Genomic DNA, 18,928 nt, shown 5'->3' with positions numbered 1-18,928 from the left:
GGGACTGCCGGGACCCCTCACGGTTCCGGCAGTCCCGGCCAACGGGATCTTAGGAAAGGATAAGTATGGGAGCCCAGATTCGGGTCTACCGCCAGAAGATCAGCTCGACGACGTCGATGCGCAAGATCTTCAAGGCGATGGAACTGATCGCTACCTCGCGCATCGGCAAGGCCCGCGCACGCGTAGCAGCTTCACTGCCTTACGCGAACGCGATAACCCGCGCCGTTTCTGCTGTCGCAAGCCAGAGCGAAATCGACCACCCGCTGACCACCGAGCCGGAGCAGATCCGTCGCGCAGCAGTCCTGGTAATCACCTCGGACCGCGGCCTGGCAGGGTCATACTCCGCGAGTGTGCTCAAGCAGGCGGAAGGTCTTAACGAACTGCTTCACGCCGAAGGCAAGGAAGTAAAGACGTACCTCGTCGGCCGTAAGGCACAGGCGTACTTCGAGTTCCGGGGCCGGGAGTACGCCCGCGTATGGACCGGCGGCACTGACGCACCTGAATTCGAAACGGCGCGCGAAGTTGGCGAGGCACTCCTTGCGGATTTTGCCACGGACTACGAAGAGGGCGGTGTGGACGAGATCCACGTTGTCTACACCCGTTTCAAGTCCATGGTGACGCAGGAACCCACTGTGGTCCGCCTGCTTCCGCTCGAAGTTGTTGAAGAGCAGGCTGCATCGGAATCCGAACTCCTGCCGCTGTATGAGTTTGAGCCGGAAACCGAGCGGGTGCTTGACGCTCTGCTGCCGCGCTACATCGAATCGCGCCTCTTTGCGGCGATGCTGCAGGCGGCGGCTTCCGAGCTCGCGGCCCGCCAGCGGGCGATGAAGTCTGCAGGCGACAACGCTACAGACCTCATCAAGAAGTACACGCGTCTGCGCAACACTGCCCGCCAGGCTGAGATTACGCAGGAGCTTTCAGAGATTGTGGCCGGTGCCGACGCACTCGCGTCCTAGCCGCCTACAGTCTCAGATCAGCTGTACCTGCACCACAAATAAACGTAACCACGCCATCTACTGAGTGAAGTGAGAGAGATGACTGCCACTGCTACCGAACACGTAGCCGCAACGTCCGGTGCCACCGGCCGTATTGCTCGTGTCATTGGCCCGGTTGTCGACGTCGAATTCCCGGCTGACGCAATCCCCTCGATTTACAACGCCCTCACCGCTGAAATTACCCTCAACGGTGTGACCCGGCCCATCACGTTCGAGACCTCCCAGCACCTGGGTGACAACCTCGTCCGCGCCATCGCCCTGCAGGCCACCGACGGACTTGTCCGCGGCACGTCTGTGGTGGACAGCGGTTCCCCTATCTCGGTTCCCGTCGGCGACGGCGTCAAGGGACACATCTTCAACGTCCTGGGCCAGCCCCTGGACATTGCCGAGTCGGAGCTGGAGACCACCGAGCGCTGGCCGATCCACCGCAAGGCACCGTCTTTCGCCTCGCTTGAAGGCCAGACCGAAATGCTTGAAACCGGCATTAAGGTCATCGACCTCCTCACCCCGTACATCAAGGGTGGAAAGATCGGCCTCTTCGGTGGCGCCGGCGTCGGCAAGACCGTTCTGATCCAGGAAATGATCACCCGTGTGGCCCGCAACTTCGGTGGTACTTCGGTATTCGCCGGTGTTGGCGAGCGTACCCGTGAAGGTAACGACCTCTGGGTTGAAATGGAAGAGGCAGGCGTCCTGAAGGACACCGCCCTTGTGTTCGGCCAGATGGACGAACCGCCTGGAACGCGTCTGCGCGTGGCACTGTCCGCCCTCACCATGGCGGAGTACTTCCGCGATGTGCAGAAGCAGGACGTGTTGCTCTTCATCGACAACATCTTCCGCTTCACGCAGGCAGGTTCCGAGGTTTCCACCCTCCTCGGCCGCATGCCGTCGGCCGTGGGCTACCAGCCCAACCTTGCAGACGAGATGGGCCTCCTGCAGGAGCGCATTACGTCCACCAAGGGCCACTCCATCACCTCGATGCAGGCCATCTACGTCCCCGCAGATGACTACACCGACCCGGCCCCGGCCACCACGTTCGCGCACCTGGATGCCACCACGGAACTTTCCCGTGAAATTGCATCGCGTGGCCTGTACCCCGCCGTGGACCCGCTGACGTCCACCTCCCGAATCCTGGACCCCCAGTACATCGGCAAGGATCACTACAACACGGCTGTCCGTGTCAAGCAGATCCTGCAGAAGAACAAGGAACTCCAGGACATCATCGCCATCCTCGGCGTTGACGAGCTCTCGGAAGAGGACAAGATCGTCGTGTCGCGTGCACGCCGCATCCAGCAGTTCCTTTCCCAGAACACCTACACCGCCAAGCAGTTCACCGGCGTCGAAGGCTCCACGGTTTCCATCAAGGACACCATCGAAGGCTTCACCGCGATCTGCGACGGCGACCTCGACCACATTGCAGAGCAGGCGTTCTTCAACGTCGGCGGCCTGGATGACGTTGAGCGCCAGTGGGCCAAGATCCAGGAACAGACCAAGTAATATGGCTGAGCTTGAGGTTGAGATTGTCGCAGCGGACCACTTCGTGTGGTCCGGAGCGGCCAAGATGGTCAAGGCCCGCACCAGCGATGGTGAAATCGGAATCCTGCCCGGCCACTCGCCCCTGCTGGCGATCCTGGCCGAAGGTGAACTGGCGATTCAGCCTGTTTCCGGTGACCGCATTGCCGTAGTTGTTGATGGCGGATTCTTCTCCGTCGACAACAACCGCGTGGTTATTGTTGCTGACAACGCCCAGCTGGGCGACGCGGCTACTGCTGGGATCCGCTAGCACGACCTTGATGGACGCACCGAGTCTTCCGTTCATCGCCATGGCAATCATTTTTGGATTGCTGATATTTGCACTGTGCCTTTTTGGGGTGCGCCGCTTCAATCTGCGGCGCGCCCTGGGCACGGTGGACGCCTCCATTTGCATGGCTGGAAACAGCTGGCAGATGGGGGTTTGTCGTTATCAGGACAACGACCTCGAATGGTTCCGGCTGCTCTCGCTCAGTGTCCGTCCCAAACACAAGTTCAAGCGAAGTTCCCTCGAGCTCCTTGGACGCCGAAAACCCACCGAGTCCGAGGCCGTCAAGGTCCAGCCCGACGTCGTGATCGTTGAACTGCGGTACGAAGGCCAGGACCTGCGGCTCGCCATGAAGTTCGATGCCTACACCGGGCTGTCGTCCTGGCTTGAAGCCGGACCCGTTATCGGCGTCGGCACCTGGCGTTAGCTGCCGTGGATTTTGTTGCTGACATCCGCCTGACCGACGGACCGGTTTTCTGGGCTGCCTGGATCCTCGGGGTTGCAGCGACCGCCTATCTTGCCTGGCGCCCGGCCCCTTTCCGTCCCCGCCGTTGGCTTCTGGCAGTTGGCCTGGCCATTGCTGGCGCCGCCGCCCTGGTGGCCGCGGTGCACTGGGCCCTGATCTACGTTTTTTCCACCTTCCCGGAAGATCTCCCGGACGACGTACTGTTCTGGAGCGTCCCACCCCTGGCCGCGCTGATCGTGGTGCTCGTGCGCCTGCCGGGCGGGTCCTGGCGTCAGCGGAGCACCGCCTGCGCAGGTCTGCTCCTGGTGTTGCTGCTGTCAGGGGTGCAAATCAACGCCTACTTTGGCCTCAACCGCACGGTCAGCGATCTGGCGGGCACGGCTGTAGCGCGGATTCCCACCCTTGAACCTGACTTGATGCGGCACGCGGATGCGGCTGCCCTGGTGCCCCTTGAAGGATGGCAACCCCAGGAAGAATTGCCCGGCGAGGGAGTGCTGCGCAAGGCTTCGATCCCTGGCGAAGCTTCCGGGATGGACACCAGGGAGGCCTACGTTTACCTGCCGCCGGCCTACTTCGCCCCAAACCGGCCTGCCCTTCCCGTCCTGCTCCTTTTTTCCGGCCAGCCCGGCGGGCCCGCGGATTGGCTGACGGGAGGAGCTCTGCGCGCACACCTGGACACCTTCGCGGCCGGCCATGGCGGAGTGGCGCCGGTGGTGGTGGTGGCGGACCCCAACGGTTCCCAGTCTGCGAATACGCTCTGCATGGACAGCCGCATTGCAGCGGCCGATACGTATTTGTCCAAGGACGTTCCACGCTGGATCAGCGACAGCCTCAGCGTGGATCCGGACCGCCGGCACTGGGCGGTGGGAGGGTTCTCCTTCGGCGCAACGTGCGCTCTGCAGATGGGCACCCGGCATCCTGACATCTTCAGCTCCGTGCTTGCATTCTCCAGTGAAGTGGAGCCTGCCCTGGCCAAGGAGCGGCAAAAGACCATAGACGCCTCCTTCCCCGGCGACACCGCCGGCTTCGAGAGCCTGACGCCGCTGTCCATCATGGGACGGACACGTTTCGATTCCTCCGGGGCCTATTTTGCGGCAGGGGAGCGGGACCCCGAATTCGTGGGTTACATGGACACGCTGGCAGACGCAGCCCGTAAGGCAGGCTTCACAGTTGACGCCAGGCAGGTGGGAAAGGCCGGGCATTCCTGGGACACCCCGTCGAAGGGAATGGCAGGCGGGCTGGCCTTCCTGGCCGGCCGGTGGGGCCTGCCGCAATGAGCGCGGAGCCGGAGATTAGAACTGCCGCGCTGGCCTGGCATACGGTAGGACGCCCCACCTGGAGGATGGCGGTAGCCCGCCTCCGTTCAGCGCCGTTTACCCTGGCGGTTCTGGGCATTTTCCTGCTGACTGGCGCCTTCAGCGGAAGCTTCCTGAGCGGACCGGCCGAGTCACTGCTGGATCTTGCGGGGGTAAGCGGGCCAGGACTGAAATCCGGCAGTTGGTGGACGCTCTTTACCTCGCTGTTCTTTGCCACCAACCCGCTGGCCTACGTGGTGGCATCCCTGATGATTCTGCTGCTGCTGGGCCTGGCTGAGAGCAGGATCGGCACGCTACCCACCGTCGCCTTATTCTTTGGCGGCCAGTTTGCCTGCGTCACCTTGTTTCTGCTGATTACCCAGCTGGCACGGTATGCGGGGGACGGCTGGCTGGGCCTGATGGCTGACAGCATGCTCATCGGACCGTACGCCGCGGTCCTGACCGTTTCCATGGCGGCGAGCGGCAGGCTGCCGGTCCTCTGGCAGCGCAGGCTTCCCACCATCCTGCTGTCCGTTTCCCTCCTGCTGGTTCTCTACGTCGGACACCCCGAGACTGTCATCGGACTCCTGGGCGCTCTCCTGGGACTGTCGGTCCGCTGGTGGGTCCGCGCTGACCAGGGCCCATTCCGCCGGCACCGGTCCACAGGCCGTGAGACAAGGAACCTTCTGGCCCTGACCGTTGCGGTTTTTGCCGTCGGCCCCATCCTGACCGCCGTCGCCAGGACGCCCACCGGTCCGCTGGCCCTCCTGCGTGACATCGTCCTCAACCCCTTGCCCACACTCAACCAACTTGAGTTGTACTGCGGCGCCACAGTGCAAGCATCGTGCCTGGAGGCGGGCCGCCAGGGCATCGCTGGCCCCTTCGGCTTGGCGCTGGGCGTGGTTCCCGTGGCCCTGCTGCTCATCTGTGCCGACGGGATGCGGCGGGGCCGCCGGATGGCGCTTCGCATCGCGCTGGCCCTCCAGCTGGCCGTCACGGCATTGGCAGCCGTCTACCTTGCGTTGTTTGCCCTGATCCCGCATTATCCGTCGGGCCGGCACACTGCCGCCATGGGATCCGGATTCGCACACATCCTGCCGCTCGTGACAGTACCCCTGCTGTTGACGCTCCTTCTATGGTTCAACAGACGCCAGTTCAGGGTTGAAACTCCTCCCTCCTACAGGCGTGCCCTGGTGGCCGTGGTGGGTGGAGTGTGGATTGCCCTGGCAGGTGCCTACAGCCTGGCGTGGTGGGGAGCAGGCGGAATGGCGCGGGACGGAGGACTGCTTGGCCTGCTCGCCGAGCTGGCACGGCAGTACCTTCCCGTTCCGGTCCCCAACCTGTATCACCGTGTGTTCTCGGAACGGGACGGCCTGGAGTCGTTCATCTTCGCCTACGCGGGACCGGCGTTCTGGCTTGTCGCCCTCGCGGGAGTCTGGGCAGTCCTGATGGGACGGCACCACAGCAGCGATCCCGGCAGCAACAACAAAGCCCGGGTGCGCGGCCTCCTGCAGCAGGGCGGCGATTCCTTGTCCTGGATGGCCACCTGGGATCCCAACAGCTATTGGTTCAGCCCGGACCACCAGGGTGCCGTGGCATACCAGCAGCATGGCAGCGTTGCGCTAACCCTTGCTGGTCCTTTCGGCGCCGCAGACGGGCATCACGGGGTGGCTGAAGGATTCCTGGGGCATTGCAGCAGCAGGGCACTGATTCCGGCCTTCTACTCCTGTGATGACAGGCTGTGGCCGCTTCTTCGGGACCGGGGGTTCCACCGGGTGCCGGTGGCCCAGGAGACCAGGCTTGCGGTCAGGGAGCTCGAATTCAAGGGCAAGGAATGGCAGAACGTGCGGACCGCCCTGAACAGGGCTGGCAAGATCGGAGTCAAGGCTGTGTGGGGAACGTACGAAGGGCTGCCCGCGGCCCTTCGCGCCCGCCTCAGTGAGGTCTCAGAGGAGTGGGCGGCCGGGAAAACGGTGCCGGAAATGGGATTCACCCTGGGTGGCATGGATGAGCTGATGGATAAAGAGGTCCTGTGCTGCCTCGCCGTGGACGCGGAAGGCAACGTGCACGGCGTCACCAGCTGGCTTCCCGTTTACGACGGCGGGAGGCTGGTCAGCCGGACCCTGGACGTTATGCGGCGGGGTGCCGGGGGATTCCCGGGAGTCATGGAGTTCCTCATCGCCTCGGCAGTGCTGGAACTTCGGAAATCAGTGGAGGTCATCTCCCTGTCCGGTTCCCCGCTGGCACGGGGGCCGGCGGACAGCAATACAGCCACAGTCCCGGACGGAGACCGGGTTCCCGATGGAGACCCCGTACATGAGGGAGAACCCGTCCCGGAGGAGCCTGTGGTGGCCGAGAACCTCGTGCGCATCCTGGATGTCGTGGGGCATGCCCTGGAACCTGTCTACGGCTTCCGGTCGTTGGCCGCCTTTAAGTCCCGGTTCAAGCCTGACTACCGCACGTTGTATCTGTACTATCAGGATCCGCTTCATCTGCCGGCGATCGGCAGGGCCCTGACACGTGCCTATTTACCCGGCCTTTCGCTCCGTCAGGGTGCACGCTTGCTTCGGGAAATTGTGACTTGATATGCCACTGATAGTTCACATAATGACAACATTTGTGACATGGGATGTCTTGTGAGGATTCCGCTCCGGTTCCACTGAACAATTCCGGCCGGATTCCCCCGCTCCGATTCCGCCGGGCTCCGATTCCGTCGGGTTCCGATTCCACCGCCTCCGATTCCAATGCCCATCGCCCTGTCCAGACAAAAATGGCCCCCGGCGAATGCCGGGGACCATTGATGTGCAGAAAGCCGCAGGGGCCTTCGGCGGGGGACTAGACCAGCGTCACGCCGGTAGCCTGGGGACCCTTGGCGCCCTGACCGATTTCGAACTGAACGCGCTGGTTCTCGTCGAGGGTCTTGAAGCCACCGGTCTGGATCTCGGAGTAGTGAACGAAGACATCGCCATCGGAGTCATCCGGGGTGATGAAGCCGAAGCCCTTTTCAGCGTTGAACCACTTGACGGTTCCCTGTGCCATTTATTTCTCCTCATTGTGGAACTTGTCTAAGTCCAGCACACCTCGTGCTGGACTTGGTCACTCCGCGAGAAGAATCCTGGATTGCCGTTTCCTGTGGAATCGGCGCTGCAGGAGCTTCGCGCTCGCAACATGTCTTGCGAGCATGAAAAACACCTACACAAAGACTGGTCTAAGAATTTCATGACAGTTCCGTCAGGTCAACGGTCTAAGCACCCATTCCTGGAAATTTTAGGTAAAAATCCGGTGAAGCCCCTCGTCAGGCGCATGTACTCCACCTTGCCGGCTGAGGCTGACCCGGGAACGTGAAGGATTCAGAAAAGCCGTGATTCGGTGTCGTCAACCCCGCGCATGGCGTCGTAGTCCAGGGTGATGCAGTCAATTCCGCGGTCATTCGCCAGAACCTTGGCCTGCGGTTTGATCTGCTGGGCGGCAAAGATCCCGCGCACGGGAGCAAGCAAGGGGTCCCTGTTCAGAAGCTCAAGGTACCGGGTCAGCTGCTCTACGCCGTCGATGTCGCCCCGGCGCTTCAGTTCTATGGCAACAGTGGCTCCGTCGGCGTCACGGGCGAGGATGTCCACGGGGCCAATCGCGGTGAAATACTCCCGGCGGATCAGGGAGAAGCCCGAGCCAAGTGTCTCGATCTGCTCCGCCAGCAGCCTCTGGAGGTCCGCTTCCACACCGTCCTTGATGAGGCCTGGGTCAACGCCAAGATCGTGCGAGGACTCGTGGAGGTGTTCATGGATGTTGATAATCAGGCGATCGTCGGTCTTGGCCGACTGCACGGTCCACTGCTCAAGGACCCCCAGCTCCAGGTCAACGTCATCCGGGGACGACACACGGAGGGTGGCCGGCGGACTCATCCAGTTCAGCGGCTTGTAGGAACCGCCGTCGGAATGGACCAGCACAGACCCGTCGGCCTTGACCAGCAGGAGCCTGGTGGCAAGGGGAAGATGGGCTTTAAGCCGGCCAACATAATCAACGGAACATCGGGCTATGACAAGTCGCACGCCGTACAGACTACCGTCTCACCGGATGCCTCAAATCCATGGCTACCGGGACTGGCCTGTCACCAGGATGCCGGTGCTGGGGCAGAATGGAGGCATGCCGCGTTCCAACCGACCCCGCCGTCCTGCCTCCGGAAAAGGCGGCGGAGCTGCAGGCAGGAGCACAGCAAAAGGCGCCGGCAGGAAGGGTGGCGGCGACGTGCCGGAACTTGACCTCGAACGGGCCCGTTCAGGTATTGCCCGCCGGGAAACTGCGCCCGACGGCGACTGGATGGTCAGGTCCATCACCGCCAAGAAGGCCGAGAAGACCTATATTTGTCCCGGCTGCTCCACGGCTGTTCCGCCGGGAATCGCCCACCTCGTGGTGTGGAAGGATGACCATCTGTTTGGTGCGGCCGCCGGACTCGCTGAGCGCCGTCATTGGCACAGCAACTGCTGGGTCTCACGGAGTTACCGCTACCGCTAGCCCCGAGGAGGTTCGGTGGCCGGCAACTCCCTTTCGTCAGTGCCGCCCCGGACAGGTCGCTAAGCTGGCAGGCATGACTTTTGATCCGGCGTCGTACGAATTCAACCAGCCTGATGGCCCTTCAGCCATCCGCGCATCCACCGTCCTTCCCGCCAGGCGCGAAAACGTGGAACTCCATACGGAGGACGGCCACACGCTGGTGGGCGAGCTGGCGTTGCCGGAATCCGGCCCGATCAATGCCACCCTGATCACCCTGCACCCGCTGCCCACCCACGGCGGCTTTATGGATTCACACGTGTACCGCAAGGCGTCATACCGGCTGCCTGCACTCGCCGGCGTCGCTGTCCTGAGGTTCAATACGCGCGGAACCGCCTCGCCCCGCGGTACCAGCGATGGCTCCTTCGAAGAAGGGATCGGCGAGCGGTTCGACGTCGAGGCAGCAGTCAGGTTTGCCGCCGACAGGCAATTGCCCAACCGCTGGCTGGTGGGTTGGTCCTTTGGAACGGAGCTCGCCCTCATGTACGGGGCCACGGAGCCCGTTGCGTCCAGCATCGAGGGCGCCGTGCTGCTTTCGCCGCCGCTTCACCGGGCAACTGATCAGCACCTGCGGTTGTGGGCCGAGAGCGGCAAGCCCCTGACGGTCCTGGTGCCCGAGCATGATGACTACCTCCGGCCCGCGGAGGCAGCGCAGCGCTTCAGCCTGATACCCCAGGCCCGCGTCGTGGGCGTGGACGGGGCCAAGCATCTTTGGGTGGGCGAGAAGTACGCAGCCCGGGTCCTGAACGAAATTGTTGATGAAGTGACAGAGGCCGGGTCCGGACCCGGCGGCCTTCCGCAGGAGTGGGACGGCCCCGTGGCCGCGGCTGCCGCCTAGTTATCAATACACCCGTACGGTATGGGTCCGCGTACGGTACAGGCCCGCCGTTGACGGCTGCCGCCTAGTGTTTGTCCTGCCGGACGATATAGATCTCCTTCACCAGCAGGAGGATGGCAGCGGCTGTGGGAATGGCGATCAGGGCACCCAGGACACCCAGCAGGCTGCCGCCGGCGATGACCGAAATAACAGCCACGGCACCGGGCACCGCGACAGCCTTCTGCATAATGCGCGGTGAAATGAAGTAAGCCTCGAACTGCAGGTAGGCGAAGTAGCAGATGGCGTAGATGGCAGCCGTCTGCCAGCCTTCGGTCAGGGAGACCAGCAGCACCACTACGGCAGCGATCAGGCCGCCAACCAGTGGGATGAACGCGAGAAGCGCAACCACAAACGCCAGCAGTACTGCGAAGGGGATGCCCAGGATGGACATCACGATAAAAGCGAAGGTGGCGTTCAGCAGGGCCACGCAGGCCTGTCCAATCACGTAGTTGCCCACGGACCGGGTGATCTCCTCTGAGAGTGCCTCCACCCGGGCGCGGCGTGACCGTGGTGCCAGGCGGTAGCCCCATTTCTTCATGGCGGGCAGGGCTGCGAGGAAGTAAAGGCTCAACACCAGGACGATCAGGGTGCCAAACAGCCCGTTGGCCAGCGTGGAGCCGAAGCCCACCACGCCGCCGAAGATGCCGCTCATGGCCTGGGGGTCGTTGACGAATTTATCGAGTTCTTCAGAGATGCGGTCGCGGACGCCAAACTGGTCATCCAGGCTGCGGAAGAACTCGGAATCGATGAAGTCGCGGATCCAGGTGGGCGCCTGCTCCACGATCTCGGTGACCTGTTCAACGATGGTTGGGATCAGGGTGGCAAAGAACCCCACCACTGCCGTCACCAGCACCGTTACCGCCACAAGGATTCCGGCCGGGCGCGGGATCCTCCGGTTCTCCAGCCATCCCACCACTGGTTCCAGGCCCAGGGCAATGAACAGGGCGGTTACGATCCACAGCAGGAGCTGGGTGTTGTTGGAGCCGATCCAGTACACCAGCAGCGCCAGCCCGACTCCCACCGTGCCCATGAATCCCAGATACAGGGGATGCTGGGTGGACATCCTTGGCCCGGGATTGCCGAACTGGGGCGTCACCTGGGTGGCAGCGGCCTCCTCCGGCTCTTCATGGTGTGCATATTCCGGCGGCATCTCAAAACGGAGGCGCGGCTGCGCGCCCGGCAGCGGCTGCCGCAGCCGGCGCACCACAGAGCCAAGCGCGGCGGCCGATCCCGCGCGCCAATTGGCGCGAGCCGGTTTTGCCTGCCCTTCCGGTTTCGCCTGCCGTTCCGGTTTGTGCTGCCTTTCCGGATTGGCCGGCCGTTCAGGGCTGGGCTGCAGGGAGTCACCGGCGGCTGGATTGTCCTGTCCAGCGGGGGACTCTTCCGTCTTGTCAGTCACTGCTTTTTGGGGCCTGTTCCGTACGTGGCGCCGCCGTTGCGGGCCGGTGTGATGATCATCGCAAACACTATCAGCAGCCTTGTCAACAGCAGGGAGGAAAGCCGCCCCAAGGCCGCCACGCGGGGCCGCCTGCTCGGCCCGACTGAGGTATTGATAACAAAACGGTTACTATTGAACGTAAACCCCCGCTGATGATAGGTGTTTCCTTTGCGTTTCAAGACTGCAGTCGCACTCGTGCTGCTCGGCCTGCTGACCCTTTTGGCCGGCATCGGCCAGAAGACCATCTGGGCTCCGTCCGAGACTTTTACAGCCTCGGTTCCCACGGATGCCGCCCAGGCTCCACTGACCGTCATTGACCAGAACCTTCGCACGCTCCACGGCGGAACCGTCACGATCAATATCCAGGGTGAAGGCAACTTCACCCTCGCGGCAGGACGGCCGGACGATGTGGCCGCATGGGTGGGCCCCACAGCCCACAACACCATCACGGGGGTATCCGACGACGGGAAGTCCCTCCAGCTCGAACACGCCGACGGCGAAGCCACCGCGCCCAGCCCGGCCGGCTCGGATTTGTGGGTTGCCAGCGAAGACGCTAGCGGTGAACTTGACTATTCCTGGACTCCGCCTGCAGATGGCGACTGGTCGCTGCTGCTGGCCTCGGACGGAACCAAGGCTGCCCCGTCCTCCATCTCCATGACGTTCCCGAATGATACCTCCACCCCGTGGGCCGTTCCGCTGATGGTCATCGGCTCGCTGCTGGTTCTCGCAGGAATCGTCGTCGCGGCGCTGTTCTCCGGCGGCACCCCCCGCGGGTCCAAGGGCGGGAACGGAAGCGGTGGCGGCAGCATGTTCGCCCAGCGCGCCCGGGCCAAGGCGGAGGCACGGTCCTCCGCTTCCCTCAGCAGGATGGCCGTGGGACCTGCCGGTTCCCCCTCCCCGTCTCCGTCTATGTCTCCCTCTCCGGCCAGGTCCGCCGTCATGACGGCTGTAGCAGCCATTGTTGCGGCTGTCCTGGTGGCCGGAACCGGCGCGGCCGCCAGTGCCACCTCAGGGCCTGCCCCGGCGCCGTCCCCGGAACCCACCGGAAACGCCTCCGAGACCGCTGAGGAAGCACCCGTATCCCCGGTGCTCCTCGATGCCCAGTTCCGCCGGATCCTGGAGCAGGTGTCCAGTGCCACCGACGCCGCCGACGCCGCAAAGGACGCCGGACAGCTGGCCACGCGCGTGGCCGGAACCGAGCTTGAGGTCCGCACGCAGAACTACAAGATCCGTTCGCAGGTGGGCGCATACGAGGCGAGGATGCCCGTGCGCTCAACGAAGCTCCTGACCACAGTCGTCACGAGCAAGCGTGACTGGCCCAGGTCTGTCCTTGCCGTCACCCAGGGCGAGGGCAACGTTGTTCCCCAATTGCTGACACTGGTTCAGCTGACGCCGCGTGATAACTACAAGCTCGTCGAAACCACCCCTCTCCAGCCGGGCACCACATTCCCTTCGATTGCACGGGGCGGAACCGAAACGCTGGCCGCGAATGACAAGTCGGGCCTGCTTTACAGCGGCGAGGAGGCCCTGGCCGGCCTCGCGGACCGCCTCACAACACCTGATTCGAGCTTCAAGGACAAGCTGGTGGAAGGCGAGTCCTCGCCCTACATCGCCGATACCCTCTCCTACCAGGCTGAAGTTGTGAAGTCCGGCGAGAACGGCAACTTTGCCTTCACCCACAATGTTGTTCCGGAAAGCGTTGTGGTGTTCCGGACGGCGGACGGCGGGGCCCTGGTCCTGGGCCGAATCAACTTCGGATTTGATGGCACGCCCAAGGCGGCAGGAGACAAGCTGACCATCGGCGACGACGCCGCGGCGCTCGCCGGCGGCAAGGAAACCACCACCGGAATGGTCCTCAGTTTCGCCGAGTCGACGGCGGTCTACATCCCGCCGGCAGGATCCACCGATCCCATGAAGCTCGTCGCCGCAACGCGTGGCCTGGTGGGTGCCAGCTTCAAGTAGGGAAGGAAACACCCTCCTGACCTGATTACCCCCGGCAGCGGCTGGAGTGGCTAGAGTGGAAAGCATGAGTTCGCCTGCTTCCCGTCCCGTCCCTCCGGCCGCTGCCAACCCGCTTAACCTGCGGGGCGCCGTCGATCTTTCCTCGCTGAAACAGCGCTCCGCCCCTCCTGCCTCCGCCCCTCCTGCCTCCGCTCCTCCCGCCGTCGCGGCGCAGCGTCCAGGTGCTGCTGCCTCCGGAGGTGGCGCCGCAGGCTCCGGCACCTCCGACGCCGGCCAACGCCCCCTGCGGGTCGATGTCACGGAGGGAAATTTCCAGGACCTGGTGGAGCTCTCCGCCCAGGTGCCGGTTGTGATCGCCCTGTGGGCCACCTATTCACCTGAGTCCGTGCAGATGCTGGAATCCCTTGAGCGGCTGGTGGATACGTACGCCGGCCGCCTGGTGCTGGGCGCAGCCGACATCGACGTTTTTCCGCAGCTGGCACAGGCCTTCCAGGTGCAGGCGGTACCCACCGCCGTGGCCGTCGTGAAAGGCCAGCCGGTGCCTTTGTTCCAGGGCGGCGCTGACGAAGCCCAGGTACGCAGCCTGCTGGACGAACTGCTGAAGGTGGCCGCGGCCAACGGGGTCACCGGCAGCCTGGGCGGCGCGGCCGCAGAGGAGGCCGGGCCGGCGCCGCTGCCCCCGCTGCACCAGGCAGCCTACGACGCCATCGAAGCCGGCGACTACGACGCCGCCGCAGCCGCATACCGCCAGGCGCTGAACGAAATGCCGTCCGACTCCCTGGCCAAGGCCGGCCTGTCGCAGGTGGAACTGATGGCCCGCCTGCAGAAGCTGTCGGCACAGGACAGCGAGGCGCTGCGCACCCTGGCGGCCGATGAACCGGACAACCTCGACGCGCAGCTCGGCGTCGCTGACCTGGACGTTGCGGGCGGCCATGTGGAAGACGGCCTGGCCCGCCTGGTCAGCTTTATCGGCCGGAATTTCGGACCGGAACGGGAAACCGCCCGCATCCGGCTCCTGGAACTCTTCGACGTCGTCGGGACCGGCGACGAACGAGTATCAAAAGCCCGGCAGGCCCTGGCCAGGGTCCTGTTCTAGTGCCGGCGCTTTTCCAGCCGCTGAAGCTCCGGCAGCTGGAGCTCCCGCACCGCGGATGGGTCTCACCCATGTGCCAGTACAGCTGCGACCCCGACGACGGCCCCGGGGTGCCCAACGACTGGCACCTGATGCATTTGGGATCCTTCGCCGTGGGCGGTGCCGCCCTGATCCTGACCGAAGCGGCAGCCGTGAATGCCGAAGGACGGATCAGTCCCCGCGACGCGGGCCTCTACAGTGATGAACAGGCCGAGGCCTGGCAACGGATCACCTCATTCGTGCATAAGCACGGCGCCGTTAACGTGAGCATTGGTGCCCAGCTGGCCCACGCCGGCCGCAAAGCCTCCACGTACTGGCCATTTTCCGGGAAACGCGGCAGCGTGCCGGCGGCCGACGGCGGCTGGTCCACGGTGGGGCCGGTGCCCGCAGCATTTGACGGGTATGCCGAGCCCCAGGCAATGACCGAGGAACAGATCGGCAGTGTGATTTCTGATTTTGCTGCTGCCGCCGTCCGTGCGGTTGACGCAGGGTTCGACACCGTCGAGATCCATGGCGCCCACGGCTACCTGCTTCACCAGTTCCAGAGCCCGCTGATCAACACCCGGACAGATGGGTGGGGCGGGGACGAGGCTGGACGGAACCGCCTGATGCTGGCCGTGATCGACGCCGTCCGTGGGGTCATCCCGGATTCCATGCCGCTGTTGCTGAGGATATCGGCCACCGACTGGGCCCCTGGAGGGATCGACGTCGAGGCTTCTGTCCGGCTGGCCACGCTGGCAGCCGAGCACGGCGTGGACCTCGTGGACGTCTCCAGCGGTGGGGCCGTAGCCCACCAGCAGATCAAACCTGGCCCTGGCTACCAAAGCGGTTTTTCCGAACGGATCCGGCGGGAAGCGGGTGTGCCCACCGGGACCGTGGGACTGCTTACCTCCCCGGGGCAGGCGGAACATGCCGTGGCAACGGGGCAGGCGGACGGCGTCTTTATCGCCCGCGCAGCCCTGCGCGACCCGCACTGGTGGCTGCGGGCAGCCTTCGAGCTTGGCCACAACATCACGTGGCCGCCCCAGTACGAACGGGCGTTCCCCAAGCATTCGTTTTAGCGGATAGATTCAGCCGGTCGTTTCAGCGGGGTTCAGCGCCGTGTCCTGGCCCCCACCCGGCGCCCGTACTCCTTTGTCCCTACTCCCAGCGGACGACCCCTCCAAGCGCACACTGGGTCTAGGGTGGCACTATGACTGCTCCGCATCCTGATCCGGTGGTGGGCGCCGGCCCTGTTCCCGCCCTCTCCATCCGTGGCCTCGCCAAAAGATTCGGCGGAAAGATCGCCGTCGACGGCCTCAGCCTGGACGTGCCTTCGGGATCCTTTTATGGAATCGTGGGCCCCAACGGCGCCGGCAAGACCACCACCCTCTCCATGGCAACCGGGCTGCTGCGTCCGGACTTCGGCACCGCCGTCGTTCACGGCGTGGATGTCTGGGCCCGGCCGCTGGAAGCCAAGAAGCTCATGGGCATCCTCCCTGACGGGGTCCGGCTCTTTGACCGGCTGACCGGGGAACAGCTGGTGACCTATGCTGGGCTGCTCCGCGGGATGGACAAGGACGTTGTGTCTGCCCGTGTGCCGGAACTCCTGGCGGCGCTGGATCTGGGCAAGGATGCGGGCACGCTCGTGGTGGACTACTCGGCAGGCATGACCAAAAAGATCGCGCTCGCGTCGGCCCTGATCCACGCTCCCCGCGTCCTGGTTCTGGATGAGCCCTTCGAATCGGTGGACCCCGTGTCGGCCTCGAATATCCGTGCCATCCTGGAGCGGTATGTGGCATCGGGCGGCACCGTCATAGTCTCCAGCCACGTCATGGACCTTGTCCAGCGTATGTGCGACCATGTGGCAGTAGTGGCTTCCGGACGGCTGCTGGCCGCCGGGACCGTGGATGAAGTGCGGGCGGGGGCCTCCCTTGAGGACAGGTTCGTCCAGCTTGTCGGCGGACGGACTGACGCGGAAGGCCTGGAATGGTTGCGCACCTTCTAAGGCTCAAGCTGACCCTGCTCCATAACGGACTGAGGCGCAGTCCCTGGCAGCTGGTGGGCATGGCCTTCGGCGGGCTCTACGCGCTGGGACTGGTGGCCGCGCTGGTGGTGGCCCTGGTGGTGCTCCGCGGCGAAGACCCCGGGCTCGCCCACACCATCGTGGTGCTGGGCGGTTCGGCGGCGGTCCTGGGCTGGGGCATCATCCCGCTTGTAGCCTCGGCGGCGGACATGACTTTGGACCCGGCCCGTTTTACCACCTCAGCCATCCCGATGCGGGAGCTTTTGGCCGGCCTGGCCCTCGGAGGTCTGATAGGCATCCCCGGGCTGGCCACGGCGCTGGTGGCGCTTGCCACCGTGTGGACCTGGTCCCGCGGCCCCCTGCCCGCCATTGCGGCACTGGTGGGTGCCGCAGCCGGCGTCCTCACCTGCATCGTCCTGTCTAAGGTGGTGACCACAGCAACAGCCAGCCTTGCCGCCTCCCGCCGCTTCAAAGACGTCAGCGCCATCGTCTTTATGGTTCCGCTGGTCCTGATGGGCCCCATCGTGGCAGGAGTAACGCAGGGGATCGCCGCCTCTGCAGGCTTCCTTCAGGAGCTCGCCGGGACCCTGTCGTGGTCACCTCTCGGCGCGGCCTGGTCCCTGGGTGGAGACGTTGCCCTGGGACGGCCGGCTGATGCTGTGGCCAAGCTGTTCATCGCCGCTGCCACCCTGGCCGGGCTTTCCCTGTGCTGGAAACTCCTCCTGGAGCGGGCCCTTGTCAACCCGTCCTACTCCGGAAGCGGAAGCCGGAAGGGCGGGAAAATGGGGCTGTTCGCCCTCCTCCCCGCTACCCCTGCCGGGGCAGTGACCGCCAGGTGCCTCACCTATTGGATCCGGGATCCGCGGTACGCAGGGTCCCTGGTGGTCATCCCGTTGCTGCCCGTCCTGCTGTTGTTCCAGGGAAGCCAAACCGGTGACTACGGGAGCCTGGCCTTTGCAGCTCCCTTGGCTGCCTTCCTGCTTGCCTGGTCCATTTCGGCCGATGTCTCTTACGACAGCACGGCCTTTGCCCTGCACGTGGCCACGGGAGTGCGTGGCGTGCACGACAGGCTTGGCCGGGCCTTGGCCTGCCTGGCTTTCGCGCTGCCAGTGGTACTGATTTTCGCCGTCGGCCAGTTTGCGTTCACCGGCGCGTGGGAGGGACTGCCAGGACAGCTGGGCATGAGCCTGGGAATCCTGTTTACCGGGCTCGGCCTCTCATCAGTGGTATCTGCCCGCTACACCGTGGCGGTTCCGTTGCCAGGGGACAGCCCTTTCAAGAAGCCGCCGGGCAGCGTGGGGCAGACCATGGCCGTTCAGTTTGCCGGGATGGGAATCCTGGCACTCCTGGTCCTGCCGGAAGCTGCGCTCCTTGTCGCCCAATGGGTGACCGGCAACCCCCTGTTCGGATGGATCAACCTTGCAGCGGGCCTGATCCTCGGACTGGTGATTTTTGTGGCCGGCGTCAGGGTTGGGGGAAGATGGCTTGACGCCCGCGGGCCTGAGCTGCTGGCCCAGCTTGTTGTTAACCGCTGACGGTGTTAACCCGCTGACGTTAACCCGTTGACGCCAGGCACCACAGAACCGCCACCAGAAAGGTGAAGAGAGCCAATGGAAGTAGTTATCCTCCCTGGCGCCAGGCAGATCGGTCAGCTGGCAGCCGGGGCGATCGATGACCTGCTGCGGCGCAAGCCGCACGCGGTTTTGGGACTCGCCACCGGATCATCGCCGCTGCCCATCTACGACGAGCTGGCGGCGAGGCACGAACAGGACGGGCTGGATTTCGGCCAGGCGCACGCCTTTGCACTGGACGAATATGTCGGCCTGGAACCTGGCCACCCGGAATCCTATCGGGAGGTGATCCGCCGCGAGTTCACCAGCCGGGTCAACATTGCCCCGGAAAATGTCCACAGCCCGGACGGGACCGCCACGGACATCCTGGCAGCATGCAGCGCTTATGAGGAATCGATACAGGCCCTGGACGGCGTGGATCTCCAGATCCTGGGCGTCGGAACCGATGGCCACATCGGTTTCAACGAGCCTGGTTCGTCCTTGGCTTCCCGGACCCGCATCAAGAGCCTGATCGAGCAGACCCGGCGGGACAACGCCCGCTTCTTCAAGAGCATCGCCGACGTCCCACACCACGTGGTGACCCAGGGCCTGGGAACCATCATGGAGGCCAGGCACGTGGTCCTTGTGGCTACCGGGGCGCAGAAGGCGCAGGCAGTCCGCGACTTCGTGGAAGGACCGGTGTCAGCCATCTGCCCGGCTTCGGTCCTGCAGTTCCATCCGCACGCCACCGTCCTGCTTGATGAGGCGGCGGCGTCGTCCCTAAAACTGGCGGACTTTTACCGCCACACGTACGACAACAAACCGTCCTGGCAAGGGCTTTAGCGGAACCCGGTACTGCCGGGAACTG

General features: G+C 64.3%; 17 protein-coding genes. 14 read left to right on the top strand and 3 right to left on the bottom strand.

What is annotated here, in order from left to right; genetic code table 11:
* The first annotated feature begins 65 nt into the window (after positions 1-65).
* From M1E17_RS15305 to M1E17_RS15280, 6 genes are all read left to right on the top strand, one after another.
* A complete protein-coding gene (locus M1E17_RS15305) occupies positions 66-956 on the top strand; it encodes a F0F1 ATP synthase subunit gamma (RefSeq protein ID WP_457962833.1) in 891 nt (296 codons plus the stop codon).
* A gap of 78 nt (positions 957-1,034) precedes the next feature.
* Positions 1,035-2,489 carry a F0F1 ATP synthase subunit beta gene (gene atpD / locus M1E17_RS15300; RefSeq protein ID WP_457962832.1) on the top strand — a complete coding sequence of 485 codons (1,455 nt, stop codon included), beginning with the start codon at positions 1,035-1,037 and terminating at the stop codon, positions 2,487-2,489.
* A 1-nt stretch (position 2,490) separates the two neighbouring features.
* Positions 2,491-2,775, top strand: a complete 285-nt coding sequence (locus M1E17_RS15295; RefSeq protein ID WP_247042889.1) for a F0F1 ATP synthase subunit epsilon — start codon at positions 2,491-2,493, stop codon at positions 2,773-2,775.
* A gap of 10 nt (positions 2,776-2,785) precedes the next feature.
* The gene (locus M1E17_RS15290) at positions 2,786-3,217 is read left to right on the top strand and encodes a DUF2550 domain-containing protein (protein ID WP_457962831.1); all 432 of its coding nucleotides are present in this window, start codon (positions 2,786-2,788) and stop codon (positions 3,215-3,217) included.
* Positions 3,218-3,222: 5 nt separating this feature from the next.
* On the top strand, positions 3,223-4,533 hold the full coding sequence (locus M1E17_RS15285; protein WP_457962830.1) for an alpha/beta hydrolase: 1,311 nt from the start codon (positions 3,223-3,225) through the stop codon (positions 4,531-4,533).
* Positions 4,530-7,136 (top strand): bifunctional lysylphosphatidylglycerol flippase/synthetase MprF, encoded by a 2,607-nt coding sequence (locus M1E17_RS15280; protein WP_457962829.1) that lies wholly within the window; start codon positions 4,530-4,532, stop codon positions 7,134-7,136. Before M1E17_RS15285 ends, M1E17_RS15280 begins: the two co-directional genes overlap by 4 nt.
* A 250-nt stretch (positions 7,137-7,386) precedes the next feature.
* Here the strand turns inward: M1E17_RS15280 and M1E17_RS15275 are convergent, their stop codons facing one another.
* Together M1E17_RS15275 and nucS are read right to left on the bottom strand one after the other, a co-directional pair.
* Entirely contained in the window at positions 7,387-7,590 is a 204-nt protein-coding gene (locus M1E17_RS15275; protein ID WP_011692441.1) for a cold-shock protein, read from the bottom strand.
* Positions 7,591-7,901: 311 nt separating this feature from the next.
* A complete protein-coding gene (gene nucS, locus M1E17_RS15270; protein ID WP_457962828.1) occupies positions 7,902-8,597 on the bottom strand; it encodes an endonuclease NucS in 696 nt (231 codons plus the stop codon).
* A 94-nt stretch (positions 8,598-8,691) separates the two neighbouring features.
* On the opposite strand from nucS, the gene M1E17_RS15265 reads away from it, so the two are divergent.
* Positions 8,692-9,060, top strand: coding sequence for an ATP/GTP-binding protein (locus tag M1E17_RS15265; RefSeq protein WP_457962827.1), 369 nt, complete (start codon positions 8,692-8,694; stop codon positions 9,058-9,060).
* A 73-nt stretch (positions 9,061-9,133) separates the two neighbouring features.
* Complete coding sequence (locus tag M1E17_RS15260) at positions 9,134-9,934, top strand: alpha/beta hydrolase (RefSeq protein ID WP_457962826.1); 801 nt, start codon at positions 9,134-9,136, stop codon at positions 9,932-9,934.
* A gap of 64 nt (positions 9,935-9,998) precedes the next feature.
* Here M1E17_RS15260 and M1E17_RS15255 read toward each other — a convergent pair whose 3' ends face one another.
* A complete protein-coding gene (locus M1E17_RS15255; protein WP_457967778.1) occupies positions 9,999-11,180 on the bottom strand; it encodes an AI-2E family transporter in 1,182 nt (393 codons plus the stop codon).
* Positions 11,181-11,579: 399 nt separating this feature from the next.
* Here M1E17_RS15255 and M1E17_RS15250 point away from each other — a divergent pair, with 399 nt between their 5' ends.
* The 6 genes from M1E17_RS15250 (at position 11,580) to nagB (ending at position 18,903) form a co-directional block, all read left to right on the top strand.
* Positions 11,580-13,373 carry a hypothetical protein gene (locus M1E17_RS15250; protein WP_457962825.1) on the top strand — a complete coding sequence of 598 codons (1,794 nt, stop codon included), beginning with the start codon at positions 11,580-11,582 and terminating at the stop codon, positions 13,371-13,373.
* 64 nt (positions 13,374-13,437) lie between these two features.
* Positions 13,438-14,469 (top strand): co-chaperone YbbN, encoded by a 1,032-nt coding sequence (locus M1E17_RS15245; RefSeq protein WP_457962824.1) that lies wholly within the window; start codon positions 13,438-13,440, stop codon positions 14,467-14,469.
* A complete protein-coding gene (locus M1E17_RS15240; protein WP_457962823.1) occupies positions 14,469-15,566 on the top strand; it encodes an NADH:flavin oxidoreductase/NADH oxidase in 1,098 nt (365 codons plus the stop codon). Before M1E17_RS15245 ends, M1E17_RS15240 begins: the two co-directional genes overlap by 1 nt.
* Positions 15,567-15,697: 131 nt before the next feature.
* Positions 15,698-16,492 carry an ABC transporter ATP-binding protein gene (locus tag M1E17_RS15235; RefSeq protein ID WP_457962822.1) on the top strand — a complete coding sequence of 265 codons (795 nt, stop codon included), beginning with the start codon at positions 15,698-15,700 and terminating at the stop codon, positions 16,490-16,492.
* Positions 16,474-18,045 (top strand): transporter, encoded by a 1,572-nt coding sequence (locus M1E17_RS15230; RefSeq protein ID WP_457962821.1) that lies wholly within the window; start codon positions 16,474-16,476, stop codon positions 18,043-18,045. The genes M1E17_RS15235 and M1E17_RS15230 overlap by 19 nt, the downstream gene beginning before the upstream one ends.
* Positions 18,046-18,120: 75 nt before the next feature.
* Entirely contained in the window at positions 18,121-18,903 is a 783-nt protein-coding gene (gene nagB / locus M1E17_RS15225; protein WP_457962820.1) for a glucosamine-6-phosphate deaminase, read from the top strand.
* The last annotated feature ends 25 nt before the right edge of the window (positions 18,904-18,928 follow it).

The organism is Arthrobacter sp. D1-29 (assembly GCF_054130585.1).
This window is presented reverse-complemented; position numbering and strand designations above follow the sequence as displayed.

Coding starts and splice junctions, on each gene's coding strand:
- M1E17_RS15305 (WP_457962833.1), top strand. CDS start 66: ATGGGAGCCCAGATTCGGGTCTACCGCCAGAAGATCAGCTCGACGACG.
- atpD (WP_457962832.1), top strand. CDS start 1,035: ATGACTGCCACTGCTACCGAACACGTAGCCGCAACGTCCGGTGCCACC.
- M1E17_RS15295 (WP_247042889.1), top strand. CDS start 2,491: ATGGCTGAGCTTGAGGTTGAGATTGTCGCAGCGGACCACTTCGTGTGG.
- M1E17_RS15290 (WP_457962831.1), top strand. CDS start 2,786: ATGGACGCACCGAGTCTTCCGTTCATCGCCATGGCAATCATTTTTGGA.
- M1E17_RS15280 (WP_457962829.1), top strand. CDS start 4,530: ATGAGCGCGGAGCCGGAGATTAGAACTGCCGCGCTGGCCTGGCATACG.
- M1E17_RS15275 (WP_011692441.1), bottom strand. CDS start 7,590: ATGGCACAGGGAACCGTCAAGTGGTTCAACGCTGAAAAGGGCTTCGGC.
- M1E17_RS15265 (WP_457962827.1), top strand. CDS start 8,692: ATGCCGCGTTCCAACCGACCCCGCCGTCCTGCCTCCGGAAAAGGCGGC.
- M1E17_RS15260 (WP_457962826.1), top strand. CDS start 9,134: ATGACTTTTGATCCGGCGTCGTACGAATTCAACCAGCCTGATGGCCCT.
- M1E17_RS15245 (WP_457962824.1), top strand. CDS start 13,438: ATGAGTTCGCCTGCTTCCCGTCCCGTCCCTCCGGCCGCTGCCAACCCG.
- M1E17_RS15235 (WP_457962822.1), top strand. CDS start 15,698: ATGACTGCTCCGCATCCTGATCCGGTGGTGGGCGCCGGCCCTGTTCCC.
- M1E17_RS15230 (WP_457962821.1), top strand. CDS start 16,474: ATGGTTGCGCACCTTCTAAGGCTCAAGCTGACCCTGCTCCATAACGGA.
- nagB (WP_457962820.1), top strand. CDS start 18,121: ATGGAAGTAGTTATCCTCCCTGGCGCCAGGCAGATCGGTCAGCTGGCA.